Here is a 19166-nt window from a genome sequence, read left to right as displayed (position 1 = left end):
ATATTATAATTGTAGTTGACCATTGCTCACCTTGCTGGCCATGATCAAGGCATTATAGGCATTGACCATTTTACCCGAAGTGGATATCTCCGCCAAACTGGCACTTTTGGTGTTGTCTCCCCCTAGAACGACTTTGGTCTTTACGGGAAGCCCGGAATTTAAAATAATTTTCTTCACCTGTTTTGCGCTTAGGTCGGGATATTGTGACCAGACCAAGGCCGCTACCCCCGAAACCGCTGGTGCCGCCATGGAGGTGCCTGGTGAATACTCGTATTCGTTGTTTGGATAGGTAGAATAGACATCCGTACCAGGGGCAAAGACATCCACATTGATCTTACCATAGTTGGAGTAGGAAGCTACCAATTCCGACCCATATTTATTGTCCAAGGCACCTACAGTAATCACGTTATCGGCAAATTCCGCCCCATTGTTTATCTGATCGTTGGGATAATTTGGATTGGCGGGATCGTCCAAGTTGGCCCCATCGTTACCTGCGGCGTGTACGAAAAGCACATCGTTGTCCGCAGCATATTTAATGGCGTCATAGACCCATTGTGCATTTGGCGAGAAGGATTTTCCAAAACTTCCATTGATAATTTTGGCCCCGTTATCCACGGCATAACGTATGCCCCTTGCGATATCCTTGTCATACTCATCTCCATTGGGAACGGCCCTAATACTCATTATTTCCACGTTGTTGGCTACTCCGTTCGCACCAAGGCCATTGTTTCTTTCCGCGGCGATTATTCCCGCTACATGGGTGCCATGGCTTTCATCGTCTACACGATTGTTGGGATTTCCATTTCCATAATCCGTGTCATTGTAATCATAGGGGTCGTCACCCACAACTTCCCTACCGTTAAAATCCTTGTTGAGGTTGTAGTTCAATTGCTCCGAAAAATAGGTGATGCCATCTCCCAGCTCTTCAATGACTTCTGGAATGGAATCCTTGAAGGAGTACATTTGCAACAAAATGGATTTATTGCGTTGCATGGCCTCCGTGGATGCTTCCATACCCATAACATCCTCTTTTGTATAGGTTTCCTTGCCCAAAAAAGCCTTAACCTCCGTGTCCGCATTTTTAACGGCTTGAAGGATTTGTTCATATCGCTCCTTGTTCTGTTGTGCGGAGGTGTACTCCTCGTCCAATTTGGCTTTTGCCTTGGCCAATGTTGCTTGGTCACCAATGTTCAGGCGCAACATCCGTACATATTCCAATTGCTCGTTGTAGGATTCTCCCAAGAAATTATAACCGTGGATATCGTCCACATATCCATTGTTGTCATCGTCCTTGTTGTTGCCGGGTTTTTCATCGGAATTTGTCCATAGAACCCCATCCAGATCTTCGTGGTCCAAATCGATTCCAGAGTCCAGAACGGCCACTATGATTTTTTTCCCTTTTTTGTTCTTGATGATTTCAGCATACGCTTTGTCTACGCTCATCCCGGGAATGGTATCAGTTGCAAGGTCCAAATGGCCCCAGTTTTTCTTCTCCGCTTCGGTCAGTTCCGAAATCTTTAAGGGAACGGCATCAATGTTCTCCACGGGAGTTAAAATAAGGCCTCCCGTCCCACCGCAACCCAATAGTGCGACAAAAGAAAATGCCAAGAGCGATTTAGTGATTGTACGTATCATATAAAATAGTAGTTAATTTAATTTTGGTTCTTTAATTGAAAATTTCATTGAAAGTAAAGGTTTGATCCAACCTAACGCCTTTTTCGGTCTTTTTGACCGTACAAAGCTGGTTATGCGCATCGTGTTCAAAGAAAAGAAAATAGTTTTTTTCCGCCGCCTCGTTGAGGAATTTTTCTTTTTCGGTGAGTGTAAGCAAAGGCCTTGTATCATAACCCATAACATAGGGCAAAGGGATATGGCCTATGGTAGGCAGTAAATCTGCCACAAACACGATTGTCTTTTCTTTATAGTCGATTTTTGGCAACATTTGCTTTTCCGTGTGCCCATCTACAAAATAGATGCCAAAACCTAATTCTAAATTCTCCCGAAAGGCCGAATCCCGTGAGGTTTCTACGTAGTTCAATTGCCCGCTTTCTTCCATGGGCAACAGGTTTTCGGCTAAAAAGGATGCCTTTTCCCTGGCATTTGGCTTTACGGCCCACTCCCAATGTTCCTTATTGGTCCAAAACTTGGCGTTCTTAAATGCCGGTTCATACCCTGTCCTGTCCTTGTTCCATTGAATACAACCCCCACAATGGTCAAAATGCAAATGGGTTAGGAAAACATCGGTAATATCCTCTTTGGAAAGACCAATAGTATGTAGTGATTTATCCAAGGTAAAATCGCCCCAAAGGTGGTAGTGGCCAAAAAATTTTTCGGATTGTTTATTTCCAAGCCCGGAATCGATAAGAATGAGTCGGTCCCCACTTTGAACCAGGAGGCTTCTTGCGGCCATATCGATTAGATTGTTGTTATCCGCAGGATTCGTTCGCTGCCAAAGCGATTTAGGAACCACTCCAAACATGGCGCCGCCATCCAACTTAAAATTTCCAGTTTCAACGGGGTATAGATTCATGAACCTACCGGGTAACAATATAAATCCGGAAATTTAATTAAAAAGGATAGGAAAAACAGGCTGTTTAAGAGTTTTTAACGCAAGCCCACTTTGGATTTGGGTTTTGGGGAAGTAATTATTGGATACTAAATGTGATTAGTATTTAATATGGCCGAATGTAAATCAAAGCAGCAATTCCTCCAGGGAATGGTGCGCCAAAGGTTTGGCCAGGTGCTTTTCAATCTCTGCATAACTTTCCGACCTTTCCAGGTCCTTGGGGTTTATAGAAGAGCTGAGCATGAATACACGGCATTTGTCCTTGGTTTCCTTTGACAGGTTTTTATATTGTTCGATGAACTCAAAACCGTCCATTTCCGGCATTCTGATGTCCAAAAAAATCACGTCTGGAAATTCCTCCAGATTACCCTCCAATTCCTTTAAATAATTAAGCGCCTTTAAACCCGAAGTTTTGACCTCAACCTCTGTTATAAGTTTGGATTTTGATATTATCGCTTTGTTTATATAGTTGTCTATTTCAGAATCATCTATCAATAATACCTTCATGGCGGTAGAATTTAGTTATTAGGATATGTATTTGGCAAGGTAAGGGTGAAAGTCGTTCCAATCTTAGGTTTGGAATCCAGTTCAATGGTTCCATCCAACTTGTTTATAATTTCCTTTACAATGAATAGCCCTATTCCCGAGCCCATTTCATCGGTTGAGTCCCTGTAAAACATATCATATATTTTTTCTTGGCTCTTTTTCTTTATACCTATCCCGTTATCCTTAATTTCAATTACCGCCTTTTCTTCGTTAGTATTCACGTCAATCCAAATAGACGGTGTGGTTTTTGTTTTGTCATGGTACTTTATGGCATTCGACAAGAAATTACTGATCAATACGGCTATACTTCTACGGTCTGAAAAAAACTCACAATCAGTCTTTAAATTGGTAGATAAGTGAATTTTTTTAGTGTTTTTAAGATACCATAAATCTTGCAAAGCTTTGTCAATAATTTCCTTAAAATTCACTTTTTCACATTTCAATGACATATGTTTATTTCTGGAATAGGAAATTATATCTTCAATAAACGCGTCTAGACGCATTACGGAGTTCTCCATCATCTCCAATCTATTAATTGTTTCCGGTTCCCCCTTTTCTTTTTTTATTATGTCCAGTAGGCCCATTATGGAAGCGAGAGGAGCACGAAGTTCATGTGAGGCACTATAGACAAAACTATCCAACTCAGAGTTGGTCTTTTTCAGTTCTGCATTTTGGTTTTCAAGCCTTTTTTCGAATTCCTTGGCCTCAGTAATGTCCACCGCGGTTCCTTGAGAAGCTATAACTTTGCCACTAGCGTCCGTTGTCACTTCCATTTGGACTTTTACATATTTTATGGATTTATCCCTATGTATTATTCTGTAGGAGAAAGAACTATTGTCCCTTTGCGAAATTTTGGTGTCAATAATTGTATCATGCATGACAAGGTCATCTGGATGTATTAATGTTTTAGTAAAGGCAACATCTATTTTTCTTCCGGGTTCAACATCATATATTTCGTACATCCTCTCAGACCAATCGATAATATCCTTTTCAAAATTCCAGTTCCAATACCCAATCTTTCCAATGCGAATGGCAGCGTTCATTTTATTTTGGAGCTCAAGAATTTCCCGTTCCGTTTTCTTTTGATCTGTAAGATCAAAGGCCACGGAACCTATGCCTATTGGCTTGTTATTATTTTTGTCGTTAATGAGAAAGGCAGAAAGTGCTGCTGGAATATTCCTGTTTTCCTTAAAGCTTTTGAGGTAACCTTCCCCGCTCCAAGAACCATTTTTGAAAATTATAGGCATGTACTCCTCTTTGATTACCTGTCTTGAGTCCTCAGGAAAAAAATCCAAAATGGAATAATTGGAAATTGCGTCTTCATTGGATAGGCCCACAAGTTCCCTTCCGGATTCATTAAGATAGATACCACCACCATCCATACCGGACAACCCTATAAAACCAGGGCTTTTTTCAATTACTGCCAATAGTTTTTGATTTTCCTCTTCACTAACCTTTCGTTGCGTAATGTCTCTAAAATAGACAGTAAGACCCTCTGGAGAAGGATATACATGGCTTTCAATCCAAATATTGTTTCTGGGATGGAACTGCTCCAAATGAACATATTCCTGCTTTTTTAAAGCGCCCTCAATTTTGCCCCTCGTACTTGAACTTATAGTGTTTTTAAAAACATCCCATATATTTTTGCCTATAAGCTCCTCTTTCTTTTTTTGAATTAACTCTTGTGCCTTAGCATTAACATAGGTTAGGTTCCAATGATTATCAATGGAAATGAACGCATCAGAAATTCGCTCGGTCAACTCTCGATATTTTTTTTCACTTGCAACAATTTTTTTCTGTGCCTTCCTTTCATCAGTCCTGTCCAAATAGGTTGCTAGAATGTACTTTTTTTTATTTACTTCGTACGTTTCCGCTGAGGCCGTAATAAAAATTTTCTCCTTTTCCTTTGGCCGGGCTATGAGTTCCATTGATAATACTTTTCCACTACTATTTAGTGACTCTAGGGCTTCCTTTCGCTTTGATTCCTCATCGATTATGATTCCTAGTTCTTCGAATTTTTTACCAATTACTTCTTTCAACTGAAAACCTAGCAATTCCAAAAAGTACTGATTGGCATCGGCAAATTTTAATTCATTATCAAAGATGGCCATGCCTATGGTCTGGCTATTAAATGCTTTTTGAAATTTTTTGAGGTTTTCATTTGCGGCATGCTCCAATTTTTTTCTGGCCGTAACGTCCCTAACGATGCCCAAGATGGTGCCATCATTCAATTTTTTTGCACTTACTTCTCCATAGAAACTGGAGCCGTCCTTTCTAAGAAGCTTTCTTTCTGTAAGAACGGAATGTCCTTTATTTATTTCTTTGAATCTCAAGGGAGCCTTTTTTAAGTCGGATTTTGTTGCTAATTCAACAAGGTTTTTAGTAAGTAGCTCCTCTTTTGGATAACCAAATAATTCCACGCCCTTAATGTTGGCTTCCAAAAGATTTCCATGGAAATCAGCCAAAAATATACCATCTGAAGCTTGCGCTATAAAAGCCCTAAGTTTCTGTTCATTTTCTTGAAGCAAGTGGGTTTTTTCATTAACCATTTTTCGTAAAGTTCTAGGCTGCTCCAGTAGAAATGTGGTAAAAACGCCGGCAATAATAGAAAGAATAAGGCCAAGTCCCCCTAAAACATAAAAACCATATAGTGCCAGTTTTTTTTCAGAAATCACATATAGCTTCCATTCACCATTGTAATCACTTATGAAGTGTTTCATTGCGTTATTTGAAAACACTTCTTTTGTGGCATAAAACATTTGTTCGGAACCGTCCGTATTAGTTTTATATAGTTGATATGAAAACGGATTATTTTCTAAAGATTTCAAGGAAACTTCCGACAACAAGGACTCAAGTTTAATTACGGCTGCGGCAAAACCGGCAAATTGGTTTTCGACATAAATAGGGGTACGGCAAACAAAACCTGAACCTCCCTGCTTTAAATTAATGGGCCCGGTAACATAGTACCCCCCTTTTTCCATTGTTTTTAAAGCGCCTTCTTTACCTATGGAGTCCTTTAAAATATTAAATCCCAAAACTTCGTTTCCTTCAAAAGGATAAACATTGGTAATAAGACCGGTACTGTCGACCAGCTCAAGCGCATCTATGTTACTATTTGTCCCAAGAATCAATTTGGCAACTTTTGGAAAATCTTCTGGAACTCCATAGTTTTCAGTTAAAAATGCCAAATTTTGAGTGCTTGAAAAACCTTGTTCCAATACCCTTTTTATTTCATTTTCAACTTGGGAAGCCTGTCTTCTCAATTCATTCTCTTCGGAGCTTTTTAGAATAAGATACCTTTGATAGCTCAAATAAGTGGTGAGTCCAAAAACAAAAACAAATACCAAAAGCCCAGAAAACTGGGACATCCCTAGTTTAATATATTTTAAGGGTTTTAATATCAACTTCATTTGCACCTATTACTTACGTATCATCAACTAACTATAACTTTACACAGATTCACTTTGCGACGGTAAGGCGGCCAAGGGTAAGATTTAGGGATGGTCTTTACGAACTTTCATCATTTTTGGGGAGGGGCAATGGGACAAAAATAGAAAAGCATTTTCCAATTCTTGTATTTTCAATCAAAAAACGTAAGTAAAATGTTACAAAAAGATTTTTTCCTTGCGCGAAAAGGATACATTACCTTGTTTTGGAAAAATATCTTCATGTAACAAAATTTGAGTTTTTTTAATTGTGGTATTGGATTTTCATTTTGTTACAACTGCCTTTTAATTCTTATTTTTAACAAAAAAGTATTCCATGCTAGAACTTGCAGGTATTATCATCTTAGGCATTATAGCGCAGTGGGTAGCATGGCGCTTCAAATTACCGGCTATTCTTCCCCTAATTTTGATCGGTTTGATAGTGGGCCCGTTATCAACTTTATATACGGAAGATGGGTCCAAGCTTATAGAACCTATTTGGAATGGGCAGAAGGGGTTGTTCCCAGGGGAGGGGCTTTATTACTTTGTGTCCTTGGCAATAAGTATCATCTTATTTGAAGGAGGGTTAACGCTACGGCGGTCAGAAATACGAAATACGGCTCCAGTTATTACAAAGCTAATCACCTTGGGAAGTTTGGTAACCTTTTTCGTGGGTGCTTTGGCGGCCCATTTTATCTTTGACCTTAGCTGGCAGATTTCTTTTCTCTTTGCGGCTTTGATCATTGTTACTGGCCCTACGGTAATCACCCCTATTTTAAGAAATATACCGTTAAAAAAGGATGTTAGCGCTGTTTTAAAATGGGAGGGGATATTGATCGACCCCATTGGTGCGCTTGCGGCCGTTTTGGTGTTTGAGTTTATTAGTGTAGGCGAGGGTCAGGCCTATACATTGACCGCACTCGTGGAATTCGGTAAGATTTTGCTCTTTGGCTTTACCTTTGGGTTTACCTTTGCCCATGGTTTGGCATTTGCCATAAAAAAGAATTTCATACCACATTACCTATTGAACGTGGTGTCGCTTTCCGTAGTTCTGCTGGTCTTTGTGGAGTCCGATCTGTTCGCACATGAATCCGGTCTATTGGCAGTAGTGGTCATGGGGATGGTCATGGGAAACATGAATCTGCCCAACATAAAAGAACTATTATATTTTAAGGAATCGCTCAGTGTACTTCTAATTTCCATCCTTTTTATTCTTTTGGCTGCCAATATTAATATTTCAGATATGGAATTGATTTATAACTGGAATACCGTGATTTTGTTTGCGACCATAGTCTTTATAATCAGGCCCTTAGGGGTGTTCCTAAGTGCCATGGGTTCCAACCTTAAGTTCAACGAAAAACTCTTTGTTAGTTGGGTAGGTCCTAGGGGTATCGTGGCTGCAGGTATCGCGTCTTTATTTGGATCAAAGCTTCTCGCCAAAGGGGAACCTGGCTCAGAATATATTACGCCATTGGTGTTCATGATCGTTTTGGGAACGGTCTTATTGAATGCGACTACCGCCAGATTATTTGCCAAGTTGGTAGGTGTATTCCTTTACAAATCAGAAGGCATTTTGGTCATTGGCGCCTCACGGGTTTCCAGGCTTATAGCGGAGTATCTACAGAAGAACAACAGGCATGTGGTTTTGGTGGACAATAACGATACGAACGTTGCCAAGGCGCGTAAGGCGGGATTAGAGGCTTTTAGTGCCAATATTTATTCGGATTCCTTGGGAGATTATATTGAGCTTAACGATGTGGGCTATCTTATGGCCTTAACAGGAAACTCTGATATAAACAAGTATGCCATTGATAAGTTTAAAGGTGAGTTTGGTGAAAATGGCTCCTTCCGCTTGGTCGATTCAGAAGAAATGAACGACCCTGAAAACAACCCCAAGGAAGGTCTTTTTTCCCATACGGACGATTTCATCAAACTGACCGAAACCGCCAGAAAAAACCCTGTTATTCGCGAAATAGAATTGAAGGACACGGAACATTATGAAGGACTTATTGAAATTACCAAGGCCGATCCTGACATAATTCCTTTATTCCTAAAAACTCCGGATGACGATATCAAAATAATCTCCTCGTTCAGTAAAGATTTTACGGATATCGAGGAAGGCTCAAAACTGGTATATCTTGGAAAAGCCCTTCCTGTTGAAGAGGAGCTCCAAAAAGAGGAAGAAATGAATTCACCTAACAAACAAATAAAAACTTAATCGTTCAGTTTCAGTACGGCCATAAATGCTTGTTGCGGTATTTCTACGTTTCCAACTTGGCGCATCCGTTTTTTGCCCTTTTTCTGTTTTTCCAACAGCTTTCGTTTTCTGGAAATATCCCCACCATAGCATTTTGCAGTTACGTCCTTACGAAGGGCCTTGATCGTTTCCCTGGAAATAACCTTGGAACCTATGGCCGCTTGTATAGGAATGTCAAATTGTTGTCTAGGAATAAGTTCCTTCAACTTTTCGCACATTTTTTTACCAATGTTGGCGGCATTGTCAAAATGAATCAAAGCGGACAAGGCATCTACGGGCTGGGCGTTCAGTAAGATATCCACGCGGACCAGTTTTGATGCACGCATTCCAATGGGGGCATAATCAAAGGAGGCATATCCCTTGGAAACCGTTTTTAGACGATCGTAGAAGTCGAAAACAATTTCCGCCAAGGGCATATCGAAGTTCAGTTCCACCCGTTCCGTCGTCAAATAGGTCTGGTTGGTAATCTGGCCTCGTTTTTCAATACAGAGTGACATTACGTTGCCTACAAAATCCGCCTTTGTAATGATGGTTGCCTTAATATAAGGTTCCTCCACACGGTCTATGGTAGAGGGATCGGGAAGGTCACTGGGATTGTTAACGATGATGGCGGTTTCCGGGTCCTTACGGGTATAGGCATGGTAACTAACGTTTGGCACGGTGGTAATGACGGTCATGTCAAATTCCCGTTCAAGTCGCTCCTGAATGATCTCCATATGAAGCATCCCCAAGAAACCACATCTAAAACCGAAACCCAGGGCCGCACTACTTTCCGGCGTAAAAACTAGGGATGCATCGTTCAGCTGCAGCTTTTCCATGGAGGAACGCAGTTCTTCAAAATCTTCCGTATCCACCGGATAAATTCCGGCAAAAACCATGGGTTTTACATCCTCAAAACCGGCAATGGCATTTTTAGTGGGCGTGGCGGCATCGGTAATAGTATCGCCTACCTTTACCTCTCTGGCATCTTTTATACCTGTAATCAAATATCCCACGTCACCGGCGCTTATCATGGGTTTTGGATGCTGGGTCAGTTTTAAGGTGCCAATTTCATCGGCATCATAACTTTTACCTGTTGCCACGAATTTTATCTTCTGATTTTTTCGGATAGTCCCGTTGATAATCCTAAAATAGGTTTCCACCCCCCTAAACGGATTGTAGACAGAATCGAACACCAAGGCCTGAAGGGGCTCGTCCGGATTTCCTTTTGGCGCCGGAATACGTTCTATGATGGCCTTTAGAATTTCCTCGATACCAATTCCCGTTTTGGCACTGGCAGGGATTACGTCCTCCGCATCGCAGCCCAAGAGGTCCACAATATCGTCCGTAACCTCCTCTGGATTTGCGCTGGGAAGGTCCACCTTGTTTAAAACCGGTATGATTTCCAAATCGTTTTCCAGGGCCAGATACAGGTTCGATATGGTCTGGGCCTGAATGCTCTGTGCGGCATCTACCACCAAAAGCGCGCCTTCACAGGCCGCAATGGATCTTGAAACTTCATAGGAGAAATCTACATGCCCAGGGGTGTCTATGAGGTTCAAAACATATTTTTCTCCATTGTATACATAGTCCATTTGAATGGCATGGCTTTTTATGGTAATTCCACGCTCACGCTCCAAATCCATGTTGTCCAACAGCTGTTCCTTTTTTTCCCTTTCGGTGACGGAACCCGTGAAATCCAAAAGACGGTCCGCCAAGGTACTTTTACCGTGGTCAATATGGGCAATGATGCAGAAATTTCGAATGTTTTTCATAGCGTCAATTGAAAAAATAGCTCCTTTTAAACTTTGGAATCTACCCGTTTAAAAAGCAATTGCAAATATAGTCTAAATAGCATCTAGATTTTAGGAAGCTTCGACTAAATAAATAGGCAATATTGTGCTAAAAACAAAGCGGAAAGAGCCAATCGTAAAAATATACAGTATTATTTTGTTAGATTTGATGTTCAACCCAAACTAATATTGAGACCGCTACTGCTATTTTTCCTGGCGCTACTAGGAGGTTCCCAAGCGGCGCAAAGCCAGACCCACCAACTCACCGGAACGGTAAAGGACGAGCTGGGCGAAACCATCCCTTTTGCGTCGGTTTTTTTGTTACAGGCCACTGATTCTACCATGGTAAAAGGCACTTCGGCAGATGAGACGGGCATTTTCTTGATTTCTGATATCACCCCGGGACTTTATATCGTGCAGTGTTCCTATATTGGAAAAAGTTCGGAAGGGCTTCCCCTGGACATTCGGTCCGACATCAAAATTGGCGCTTTGATTATTCCACAACAAGCAGAGCAATTGGATGAGGTTGTCGTTGTATCGGCACGGCCCCGGGTAGAGCGAAAAGTGGACCGGTTGGTTTTTAATGTGGAAAATACCGTATTGTCCCAAAGCAATTCCTGGGACATCCTAAAACAGACCCCAGGCGTAATACTCATGCAGGACGAGCTACAGATTCGAAACCAGCCCGCCGTGGTTTACATCAACGACCGGAAAGTCCAATTATCACCATCTGAAGTAAGAAGCCTGCTCGAAAATTATCAAGGGCAGCACATTAAATCCGTAGAGGTCATCAACAATCCCCCGGCCCGGTACGATGCGGAAGGAGGTGCAGTTTTGAACATTATTACTAATAAAAACATTTCATTGGGCTATAAAGGCAATTTTAGTTCAATTTACACCCAAGGAATCTTTCCCAAATACAATTTTGGCACCTCTCATTTTTACAAGACCAACAAGCTAAATTTAAATGCTTCCTACGCCTATGCCCCAAGGAAGGATTTTAAGGATGTGCAAAACAGGACCAATTTTATCAACGATACGGGTGTATTTTCCCGCTGGGATACGGATTTTGACAAGACCAATAGATTTGAAACCCACATAGGAGGGCTAACGTTGGATTATACGATCGACGACCGCAACGAAATCAACCTAACCTCCAATATGCAACTTTCCCCCAAAAGGGAATACGACAATTTTCAGAGCACCGTTATTACCAATGGAATTGGCGTTTTGGATTCGACCTTTACCACGGCCAGTTTTTTGGACGAGACCAAGAACAATATTTCCGGGGATGTAACCTACAAGCACACCTTTAAGGAAAACGGTACTTTACAGATGAACGGACATTACACCGCCTTTGACCTAAGCAGAACACAACGTGCCAGTTCCGACTATTTTCTGCCTACTGGCGATTTTATAAGAAACTATAGCTTCTTTACCGATGCCGATCAGGATATCGAAATCATAACGGCCCAATTGGATTACAGTACCCTTTTGGGTACGGTGAGTTTTGAAACCGGGGCGAAGCTTTCCTTGATCAATTCTGAAAGTCGCTTACAGTTCTTTACGGAAAATAACGGACGCGTTTTTGTGCCTAATCTTTCTGATAACTTTTTGTACGATGAAAATGTATATGCCGCATACGTAAGCGCTTCCAAGGATTGGGAAAAATGGAGCCTCAAGGCAGGACTTAGGGCGGAGCATACCCAAAGTTCCGGAAACTCACTAGCACTTTCCACGGTGAACGAATTAGAGTATTTTGAACTTTTTCCGTCGGTTTACCTGCTCCATACCATTAACGAAAACCATAGCCTTGCCTTTGATTATTCCCGAAAACTGCAAAGGCCCAGGTATGAGGATTTGAACCCCTTTCGAACCTTTATCAATGAAAATATTTTTTACGAAGGAAACCCCACTCTTGTTCCCAACTTCAGCAATAACTTTAACCTGAACTATACCTTGAACCAGGAGTTTTTCTTTGATTTTTATTACCGGGACAATGGCAATTATATCTCCACACTTTCCTTTCAAGACAATGAAAACCAAGTACTTAGAGATATCACACAGAACGTATTGGAAAGTACTTCCTACGGGTTGGATTTTAATTACGGCAAATCCATTACCAACAACTGGTACGTGTACAGCTATCTATCATTCTTTCATGAGGATGAAACCTTCTTGGCCTTGGAGAGCGATGCTTTCTCTGCCACCAATGAAATAAACGGTTATTATATAGATGTAACCAATTATTTGACCCTTTCCAAGGACGGTACTTTTAAGGGTGAATTGGGACTGGCCTATTTATCTGGATTTTTAGCAGGTTCCTATACCATGTCCGAAACAACAAACCTTACCATGGGCCTCCAAAAATCCCTATGGAACAGAAGGGCGGAACTTAGTCTCAACTTCAACGATATCCTGGGCAAGGCAAACCCATGGTTTTCCTCAAAATATTTAAATCAGGACAATTCATACATCGCGGTAGAGGAAACCCAAAACGTACGTCTATCTTTCACCTATAATTTTGGAAACTTCCGTCTAGAGGATAATCAGCGCCAAATAGAAAAAGCGGAAAGGGACCGAATTGGCTCCGAATAAGTGCCAAAATCGACTGTTCATACAATATTCTTACATAGAAACATTTGCTGTAAGATATTTCCGAATAACTTTTTTATATTCGCTTGCGACTACCATTAGCCAATGAAGCCAGCCTTACCACTCCTTTTCTTCATGTTACTTATTTCCATATCAATAAACGGCCAAGAGTTTGAAATTTCGGGTAGTGTAAAGGACCAAAACGGAGACCCGCTTGTCTTTGCAAACGTTTTATTGAAGAATCAGGATTCGATATTGATTCAAGGTGCCGCTACGGACGAGTCGGGCCTATTTATCCTGAACAACGTTGAGAAAGGAATCTATCTAATATCTGCGAGTTATTTAGACAATACAAGTGAAACCCGTTCCATACAGGTTTCCAAGGATTTGAGAACAGAGGATTTGATCATTCTACAGATCGAGACCCAATTGGATGAGGTTGAGGTCGTGTATAAAAAACCTACTATAGAGCAATTGGCGGACCGACTCATTTTTAACGTTGAAAATACTTCCTTGTCCCAAGGGAATATCTGGGATATTTTAAAACAGACCCCGGGTGTTATCATCGTGAACGATAAGATCAACATCAAAGGGAGTTCCAATATTGGGGTCATGATCAATGGCAGGTTGGTGAACATCCCGCAAGCCGATATAGTCAATCTGCTTTCGGGTAGTTCCGGCGACAATGTGGAATCCGTGGAGGTAATCTTGAATCCTCCGGCCAAATACAGTGCTGAGGGCGGACTTTTGTTAGACATAAAAATGAAGAAAAACCTCATTTCCGGATATAATGGGTCCGTCTACAATAGATACACACAGGCGGTATTCCCAAAACATATAATCGGTACCGATCACTTTTTTAAGGGCAAGAAAACCGATTTTTCACTTTCCTACAGTTTTAGAAAAAGCAAGGATTTAAGAAGATTTACGGACATTACCAATTTTTTCGATTCCGGAGCTATTACGGACGTATGGACGACCGAACAAAGGACCGTTACCAGGAGCAATGAACATAACATTAATGGGTTTTTCGATTATCAGGTCAATGACAAAAACAGCCTTAGTTTTTCTACGATCAATTCGTTTACGGCTCCCGCCAATAGGTTTATCGATTCCAGCACCCTCATTGAAGATACTTCAGGTGATTTACTATCCAGTTTTCTAACGGTAAACGATTCCGATTATGACGCCCTTAACTCGGCATATTATCTGGACTGGACCCATAAGTTCAATAAGAAAGGCGAACAAATTTCCCTGGCCTCCAATTATACCTATTATCAATATAACAGGGGACAGGATTTGGATACTGATTTTTTTGACAGCGACGGGATTCTTACCGGGGATAATGATTTCACCACACAATCCAACCAAAAGACGGCCATCTACAGTGCCCAAGTAGATTACAACAACCCCATAAAAAAAACCACCACCTTGGAAACAGGTATGCGGTATTCCGGTATTAACTCCCAATCGACCATTGGCCAAACAGGTTTTGATAGGACCCAACCGGGTATTGACCCAACAGAGGCGGGTGTTTTTGACTATGACGAGAAGATTATGGCGGGCTATGCAAGTCTCAACAACAATTGGGACACTTGGCAATTGAACATGGGGCTTAGGTCTGAATACACGGAGACTATAGGAGACCTGAACACGGCAAGTGCGCCTATAAAAAATTCCTATTTGGAGCTTTTTCCCTCTGTTTCGGCCCAACATGATTTCAAAAACAAGCACAATTTGGCCTTGCGTTACTACAGAAGGATTACTAGGCCTAGATATAGTGATTTAAACCCATTCCAATTTTTTCAGAGCAATAATACGGTGGTAGAGGGCAACCCAAATCTAAGGCCCGCCATTAGGAACTATGTTTCCTTGGAGTACGGCATCAAAAGGGATTATTCATTGGAAGTCTATTATTTTAATGATAACAATGATTTCTTTGAGCAAGTGGTCCAAGACAATGAAAGCAATTTGCTCCGTTTTTTGAGCGTCAATTTGGAATCCAATGTCACTTATGGTGCCGAGTTTAGAATGAATAAGCGTTGGACGGGTTTTTGGGATACCTACCTGTTACTTACCTATTACAATAAACAGACTAGTTTTAGGGATATCGATAGCGGAGCGATCGTAAGCAATGGTTTATGGACGGGAAACGTTAGGTTCAACAATTATTTTACGCTCTTAAAGAATCGTTCCCTATATGCGGATGTTCTTTTCAGGTACTCCTCGCCAATGGTACTTGGTAATTCCAGAAGGGAATCCACAAGCCAACTTATACTTTCACTTAGCAAGACGTTTTGGCAGCGAAGGGCGGCATTGTCCTTTTCCTTTGATGATGTCTTCAACGATGGCAACTTCTTCTATACCCGTAACTATCTCAATCAGGACAACAGCACTTTTTCCAGAAGGGAAACGCGATTGTTTTATATTGGGTTCAGATATAGGTTTGGGAACAACAAAATACGGGACAACCAAAAACGAAAAAGTACGGACGAGGGGGATAGGATTTAAATTAGAGCCCTATAATCATCGACCCACACACTCCAAGGCTAATCAGCATGTAGACACCTGCCAAGATCAGAAACACCTTGCCCGTCTTCTTTTTGTTTTTACCCATCAAAACAACGCCAATGATGCCTAAAAGTGCGGCCGGACCGAACATGATGAGAAGTATCAGCACGAACAAACCATCCAAATTCCCTACCTCCATTGGAATTAAACTCATACTATTTCTTTTTGTAATTCTTGTAACCGATTTATTTTATCATCCCTATAGAAAAGATTCATCGTTTCAAAGGGGATTATTTTATTGTCCTTGTTCACAATATGCACACAGGATTTTTTTATGGCCCTTACGTCAAAGTTATGGGCATCTATGAATTGCATGATGATTATCCTGAAAAGGTTGTCATAACCAAGTTCCGGGGCATCGATTTCCGGGAGGCAGCACATGATGCTTTTTAGGTTCTCCGATGCCTTTTCCACAGAATTTCCTGTACTGAAAAGTTCGATCATCTTTCCATGTAGTTGTTCGTCCTGTTCATAAATGATGGTGTTTTTTCCTTCGTTCAATAAATCGTCCGGGTTGATGTAGCGTGTTAAAGGATTAACTTCATTTCCCAATTTTAAGGCATAGGCCATGACCAAAGCATCTGGGTTGCAGGGAACCGGGATAAGATCGTCCGGTTCAAAAATAGGGGATTGTTCCAAAATCTTTCTCCGCACCTCCGTAAGCGTAATCCTGTTTTCGTCCACCTCAAAATTTTCCAACCGCCCAGCTATCTGTGTGGGTTGAAAGGTTACCCCGCGCACACATTTTTGTTGTAGGGCAAAATCTATGGTCTTTCCCATTTCGTGGTCGTTCAACCCCTTTTGAAGGGTAACAACCAAAGTGGTCGATAGGTTGAGTTGGTTCAAATGTTCCAATGCCTTAAGGCGGATATCTGCCAGGTCTGCCCCTCTCAAAGTTCGTAAAACGTGATTGTCCAGGGAATCGAACTGTAGGTAGATTTCAAAATCCGGCATGTAGGTGGCAAGTCGCTCCGCAAAATCAAATTCCTTGGCGATGCGTATGCCGTTTGTGTTGACCATTAAATGCCGAATGGGCAAGGACTTTGCATAGTCCAAAATCTCAAAAAACTGAGGATGTAAGGTAGGTTCGCCACCACTAAGCTGAACCACATCCGGTTCCCCTTCGTTTTTTACAATCGCGTCCAGCATAGCTTTAACCTCGTCCAAGGTCCTGTGCCTGCCATAGTTAGGGGAAGAGCCCGCGTAACAGGTGGGGCAAGTTAGGTTGCATCGGTCCGTTACCTCAATGACAGTTAAGCAAGAGTGTTGTTCGTGATCAGGACAAAGCCCACAATCATAGGGGCATCCGTAAAGGGTCTTTGTATTGAATGTCTTAGGATACTCCGAAGCTTTATTGTAGTTCCTTATATTCTTATAATAGGGAATGTCATCGGCAATCAACACCTTGGAACGCCCATGCTCCGGACAGTTTTTCAACATATACACCTTTTCATCCTCAAAGACGATTTTAGCATCGATCCTGCGAAGACAGTCTGGACAAAGGCTTATCGTATAGTCATAATAGGTGTATTTTGCTTCGGGCATGTGTGAAGAATTGGCGGATAGTTTTCCAGTAATATAATAGGCAAATTAGACATAAAATTTGGATGCTGCTCAACCCCAAAACCAAAAAGGAATTCGGTTTTAAAAACTCTATGAAAAATCGAAACAGGAAATAGGTTATCATAAAAATCTTGAAATGCATGCCACTTTCAAATTGCTCCCGTCGTTTCCGGAACTTTTTTATGAGGATAAAAAGGACTGTTAGGAATACGATTTCATACAGGGCAATGGGATGTCTATAGACACCATCGCCCAAATCCGTTCCTAGAAAAAAAGCGGTTTCTTTCCCATAGGTAAACTCCTTGATACCCGATACAAAGCAGCCTATCCTACCAATAATGATTCCTAAAATAATGGGGAGGGTAAATAGATTGCCGGACGACTGTTTTTCCCCGATTATTTTTTTGACCATTTCAACTCCAAGCACCCCCCCAAAAAGTCCGCCCATAATGGTTTTATTGTTCAAAATAGCAACCCACCCTTGTTCCCAATGTAGCAAGGGGTTTTCCAAAAAGGCGACCACTCGTGAGAAAAAAAGGGCGCCAAAAATGGCTCCGATAATAATGGAAAGTCGGTTGTTGGAGGATATATTGTCCGTGGAATTTTTCCTTAGGAAAAGATAATAACGAAATCCTACAAAGAAGGCAACATACTCCAATATGAGGTGCATGTTCAGATGTATACCAAAAATGACGGGCTCAAAGGGGATGGTCATTTAAAAGCAATAAAATGCTACTCTTGCCACTCCGCAATAAAGAGATTCGTATCCCTGGTGCCACCATTATTTCGGTTGCTGGAAAAGGCCAAGTATTTACCGTCGTTGGAAAAAACAGGGAAGGCATCAAACGTTTCCCCATGGGTTACTCGTTCCAAATTCTTACCGTCTATATCGATGAAATAGAGGTTAAAAGGAAACCCCTTTTCGGCCTCAAAGTTACTGGAGAACAATACCTTTTTCCCCGAAGGATGAAAGAACGGGCTCCAGTTGGCATTGCCCAAAAAGGTCAATTGTTTCAAATCGCTTCCATCGGCATTACAAATAAAGAGCTCCATTTCCGTTGGTTCTACCAAGCCTTCGGCCAATAAATCCTTATACTTTTTTATGGCCTCGGGGGTTTTGGGTCTGGATGCCCTAAAAATAAGCTTAGTGCCGTCCGGGGAGAAAAAAGCCCCGCCGTCATAGCCCAGTTCGTTGGTAATCTGTTTTACGTCCGTTCCGTCCAAGTTCATGGTGTATAGTTCCAAATCGCCGCTTCGGGTGGAAGTAAATACGATTTTATCGCCTTTTGGGGAAACGGTCGCCTCGGCATCATATCCGGGCTCATCCGTCAATTGCGCCGTGATATTTCCCTCCAGGTCCGCCACAAAAATATCAAAGGAATCATAGACGGGCCAGACGTAGTTCCCATTTTTGCGAAGCGGTACTTCAGGACATTCCTTATCCGCCAAATGGGTGGAACCGTATACAAAATGTATGTTGTCCGGTAAAAAATAGGCACAGGTGGTACGTCCGTACCCAGTGCTGACCATGGGAGGAATGGAATCCGTAATACCATCGGCCACGTTCATTAAGAACATCTGATCACAATTGAGTCCCCAATTGACGTTGTTTGATTGAAAAATCATCTGTTTGTCGTCCCAGCTCCAATACGCTTCCGCATTGTCCCCGCCAAAAGTGATCTGCCGGATGCTTTTAAAATACTTTTCTTCCGGATAGATCAAGGTGTCCTCTCCCGCCATTAAGGAGGTGGTTGGCTCGGGAGATGTTTCGGTCTTTTTGGTTTCGTTTTTACAGCTGAAAACAAGGCAGATAAGCCCTAAAAGGAATAAAATTCTCATGGAGATGCGTATTTTTGTCAAAAATAAAAGCT

The 19166-nt window shown here is 41.6% G+C and carries 12 protein-coding genes; 3 read left to right on the top strand and 9 right to left on the bottom strand.

Features of this window, described 5'->3' with window-relative positions; translation table 11 throughout:
* Nucleotides 1-3: 3 nt before the first annotated feature.
* The 4 genes from ACZ41C_RS07005 to ACZ41C_RS06990 form a co-directional block, all read right to left on the bottom strand.
* Complete coding sequence (locus ACZ41C_RS07005) at nucleotides 4-1635, bottom strand: S8 family peptidase (protein ID WP_464565120.1); 1632 nt, start codon at nucleotides 1633-1635, stop codon at nucleotides 4-6.
* Between the two features lie 31 nt (nucleotides 1636-1666).
* Nucleotides 1667-2530 (bottom strand): MBL fold metallo-hydrolase, encoded by an 864-nt coding sequence (locus tag ACZ41C_RS07000; protein WP_464565118.1) that lies wholly within the window; start codon nucleotides 2528-2530, stop codon nucleotides 1667-1669.
* A 162-nt stretch (nucleotides 2531-2692) separates the two neighbouring features.
* Nucleotides 2693-3073 carry a response regulator gene (locus ACZ41C_RS06995; RefSeq protein ID WP_464565116.1) on the bottom strand — a complete coding sequence of 127 codons (381 nt, stop codon included), beginning with the start codon at nucleotides 3071-3073 and terminating at the stop codon, nucleotides 2693-2695.
* A gap of 11 nt (nucleotides 3074-3084) precedes the next feature.
* The gene (locus tag ACZ41C_RS06990) at nucleotides 3085-6522 is read right to left on the bottom strand and encodes a PAS domain S-box protein (protein ID WP_464565114.1); all 3438 of its coding nucleotides are present in this window, start codon (nucleotides 6520-6522) and stop codon (nucleotides 3085-3087) included.
* 352 nt (nucleotides 6523-6874) lie between these two features.
* Between ACZ41C_RS06990 and ACZ41C_RS06985 the strand changes: the two genes are divergently transcribed.
* Nucleotides 6875-8755: a cation:proton antiporter gene (locus ACZ41C_RS06985; protein ID WP_138256693.1), complete on the top strand. Its 1881-nt coding sequence runs from the start codon at nucleotides 6875-6877 to the stop codon at nucleotides 8753-8755.
* Here ACZ41C_RS06985 and lepA read toward each other — a convergent pair.
* A complete protein-coding gene (lepA, locus tag ACZ41C_RS06980; RefSeq protein WP_464565112.1) occupies nucleotides 8752-10548 on the bottom strand; it encodes a translation elongation factor 4 in 1797 nt (598 codons plus the stop codon). The genes ACZ41C_RS06985 and lepA overlap by 4 nt on opposite strands.
* Nucleotides 10549-10755: 207 nt before the next feature.
* On the opposite strand from lepA, the gene ACZ41C_RS06975 reads away from it, so the two are divergent.
* Together ACZ41C_RS06975 and ACZ41C_RS06970 are read left to right on the top strand one after the other, a co-directional pair.
* Complete coding sequence (locus ACZ41C_RS06975) at nucleotides 10756-13164, top strand: outer membrane beta-barrel family protein (protein WP_464565110.1); 2409 nt, start codon at nucleotides 10756-10758, stop codon at nucleotides 13162-13164.
* Between the two features lie 102 nt (nucleotides 13165-13266).
* Complete coding sequence (locus tag ACZ41C_RS06970; protein ID WP_464565108.1) at nucleotides 13267-15672, top strand: TonB-dependent receptor domain-containing protein; 2406 nt, start codon at nucleotides 13267-13269, stop codon at nucleotides 15670-15672.
* 1 nt (nucleotide 15673) lies between these two features.
* Here the strand turns inward: ACZ41C_RS06970 and ACZ41C_RS06965 are convergent, their stop codons facing one another.
* From ACZ41C_RS06965 to ACZ41C_RS06950, 4 genes are read right to left on the bottom strand one after another with little or no spacing between them, the layout of a single operon-like run.
* On the bottom strand, nucleotides 15674-15886 hold the full coding sequence (locus ACZ41C_RS06965) for a hypothetical protein (protein ID WP_464565106.1): 213 nt from the start codon (nucleotides 15884-15886) through the stop codon (nucleotides 15674-15676).
* Nucleotides 15883-17277, bottom strand: a complete 1395-nt coding sequence (locus ACZ41C_RS06960) for a radical SAM protein (protein ID WP_464565104.1) — start codon at nucleotides 17275-17277, stop codon at nucleotides 15883-15885. The genes ACZ41C_RS06965 and ACZ41C_RS06960 overlap by 4 nt, the downstream gene beginning before the upstream one ends.
* On the bottom strand, nucleotides 17249-18010 hold the full coding sequence (locus ACZ41C_RS06955) for a prolipoprotein diacylglyceryl transferase family protein (protein WP_464565102.1): 762 nt from the start codon (nucleotides 18008-18010) through the stop codon (nucleotides 17249-17251). Before ACZ41C_RS06955 ends, ACZ41C_RS06960 begins: the two co-directional genes overlap by 29 nt.
* A gap of 17 nt (nucleotides 18011-18027) precedes the next feature.
* Nucleotides 18028-19134, bottom strand: a complete 1107-nt coding sequence (locus tag ACZ41C_RS06950) for a TolB family protein (RefSeq protein WP_464565100.1) — start codon at nucleotides 19132-19134, stop codon at nucleotides 18028-18030.
* Between the last annotated feature and the right edge of the window lie 32 nt (nucleotides 19135-19166).

The organism is Maribacter sp. C-4077, assembly GCF_055378385.1.
The sequence above is the reverse complement of the archived record's forward strand: the minus strand, read 5'-3'. Positions and strand labels throughout refer to the sequence as shown.

Excerpts from the sequence above, each read along its gene's own strand:
- ACZ41C_RS06995 (WP_464565116.1), bottom strand. The coding sequence starts at position 3,073 with ATGAAGGTATTATTGATAGATGATTCTGAAATAGACAACTATATAAAC.
- ACZ41C_RS06970 (WP_464565108.1), top strand. The coding sequence starts at position 13,267 with ATGAAGCCAGCCTTACCACTCCTTTTCTTCATGTTACTTATTTCCATA.
- lepA (WP_464565112.1), bottom strand. The coding sequence starts at position 10,548 with ATGAAAAACATTCGAAATTTCTGCATCATTGCCCATATTGACCACGGT.
- ACZ41C_RS07000 (WP_464565118.1), bottom strand. The coding sequence starts at position 2,530 with ATGAATCTATACCCCGTTGAAACTGGAAATTTTAAGTTGGATGGCGGC.
- ACZ41C_RS06955 (WP_464565102.1), bottom strand. The coding sequence starts at position 18,010 with ATGACCATCCCCTTTGAGCCCGTCATTTTTGGTATACATCTGAACATG.
- ACZ41C_RS06960 (WP_464565104.1), bottom strand. The coding sequence starts at position 17,277 with ATGCCCGAAGCAAAATACACCTATTATGACTATACGATAAGCCTTTGT.
- ACZ41C_RS06985 (WP_138256693.1), top strand. The coding sequence starts at position 6,875 with ATGCTAGAACTTGCAGGTATTATCATCTTAGGCATTATAGCGCAGTGG.
- ACZ41C_RS06990 (WP_464565114.1), bottom strand. The coding sequence starts at position 6,522 with ATGAAGTTGATATTAAAACCCTTAAAATATATTAAACTAGGGATGTCC.
- ACZ41C_RS07005 (WP_464565120.1), bottom strand. The coding sequence starts at position 1,635 with ATGATACGTACAATCACTAAATCGCTCTTGGCATTTTCTTTTGTCGCA.
- ACZ41C_RS06950 (WP_464565100.1), bottom strand. The coding sequence starts at position 19,134 with ATGAGAATTTTATTCCTTTTAGGGCTTATCTGCCTTGTTTTCAGCTGT.
- ACZ41C_RS06965 (WP_464565106.1), bottom strand. The coding sequence starts at position 15,886 with ATGAGTTTAATTCCAATGGAGGTAGGGAATTTGGATGGTTTGTTCGTG.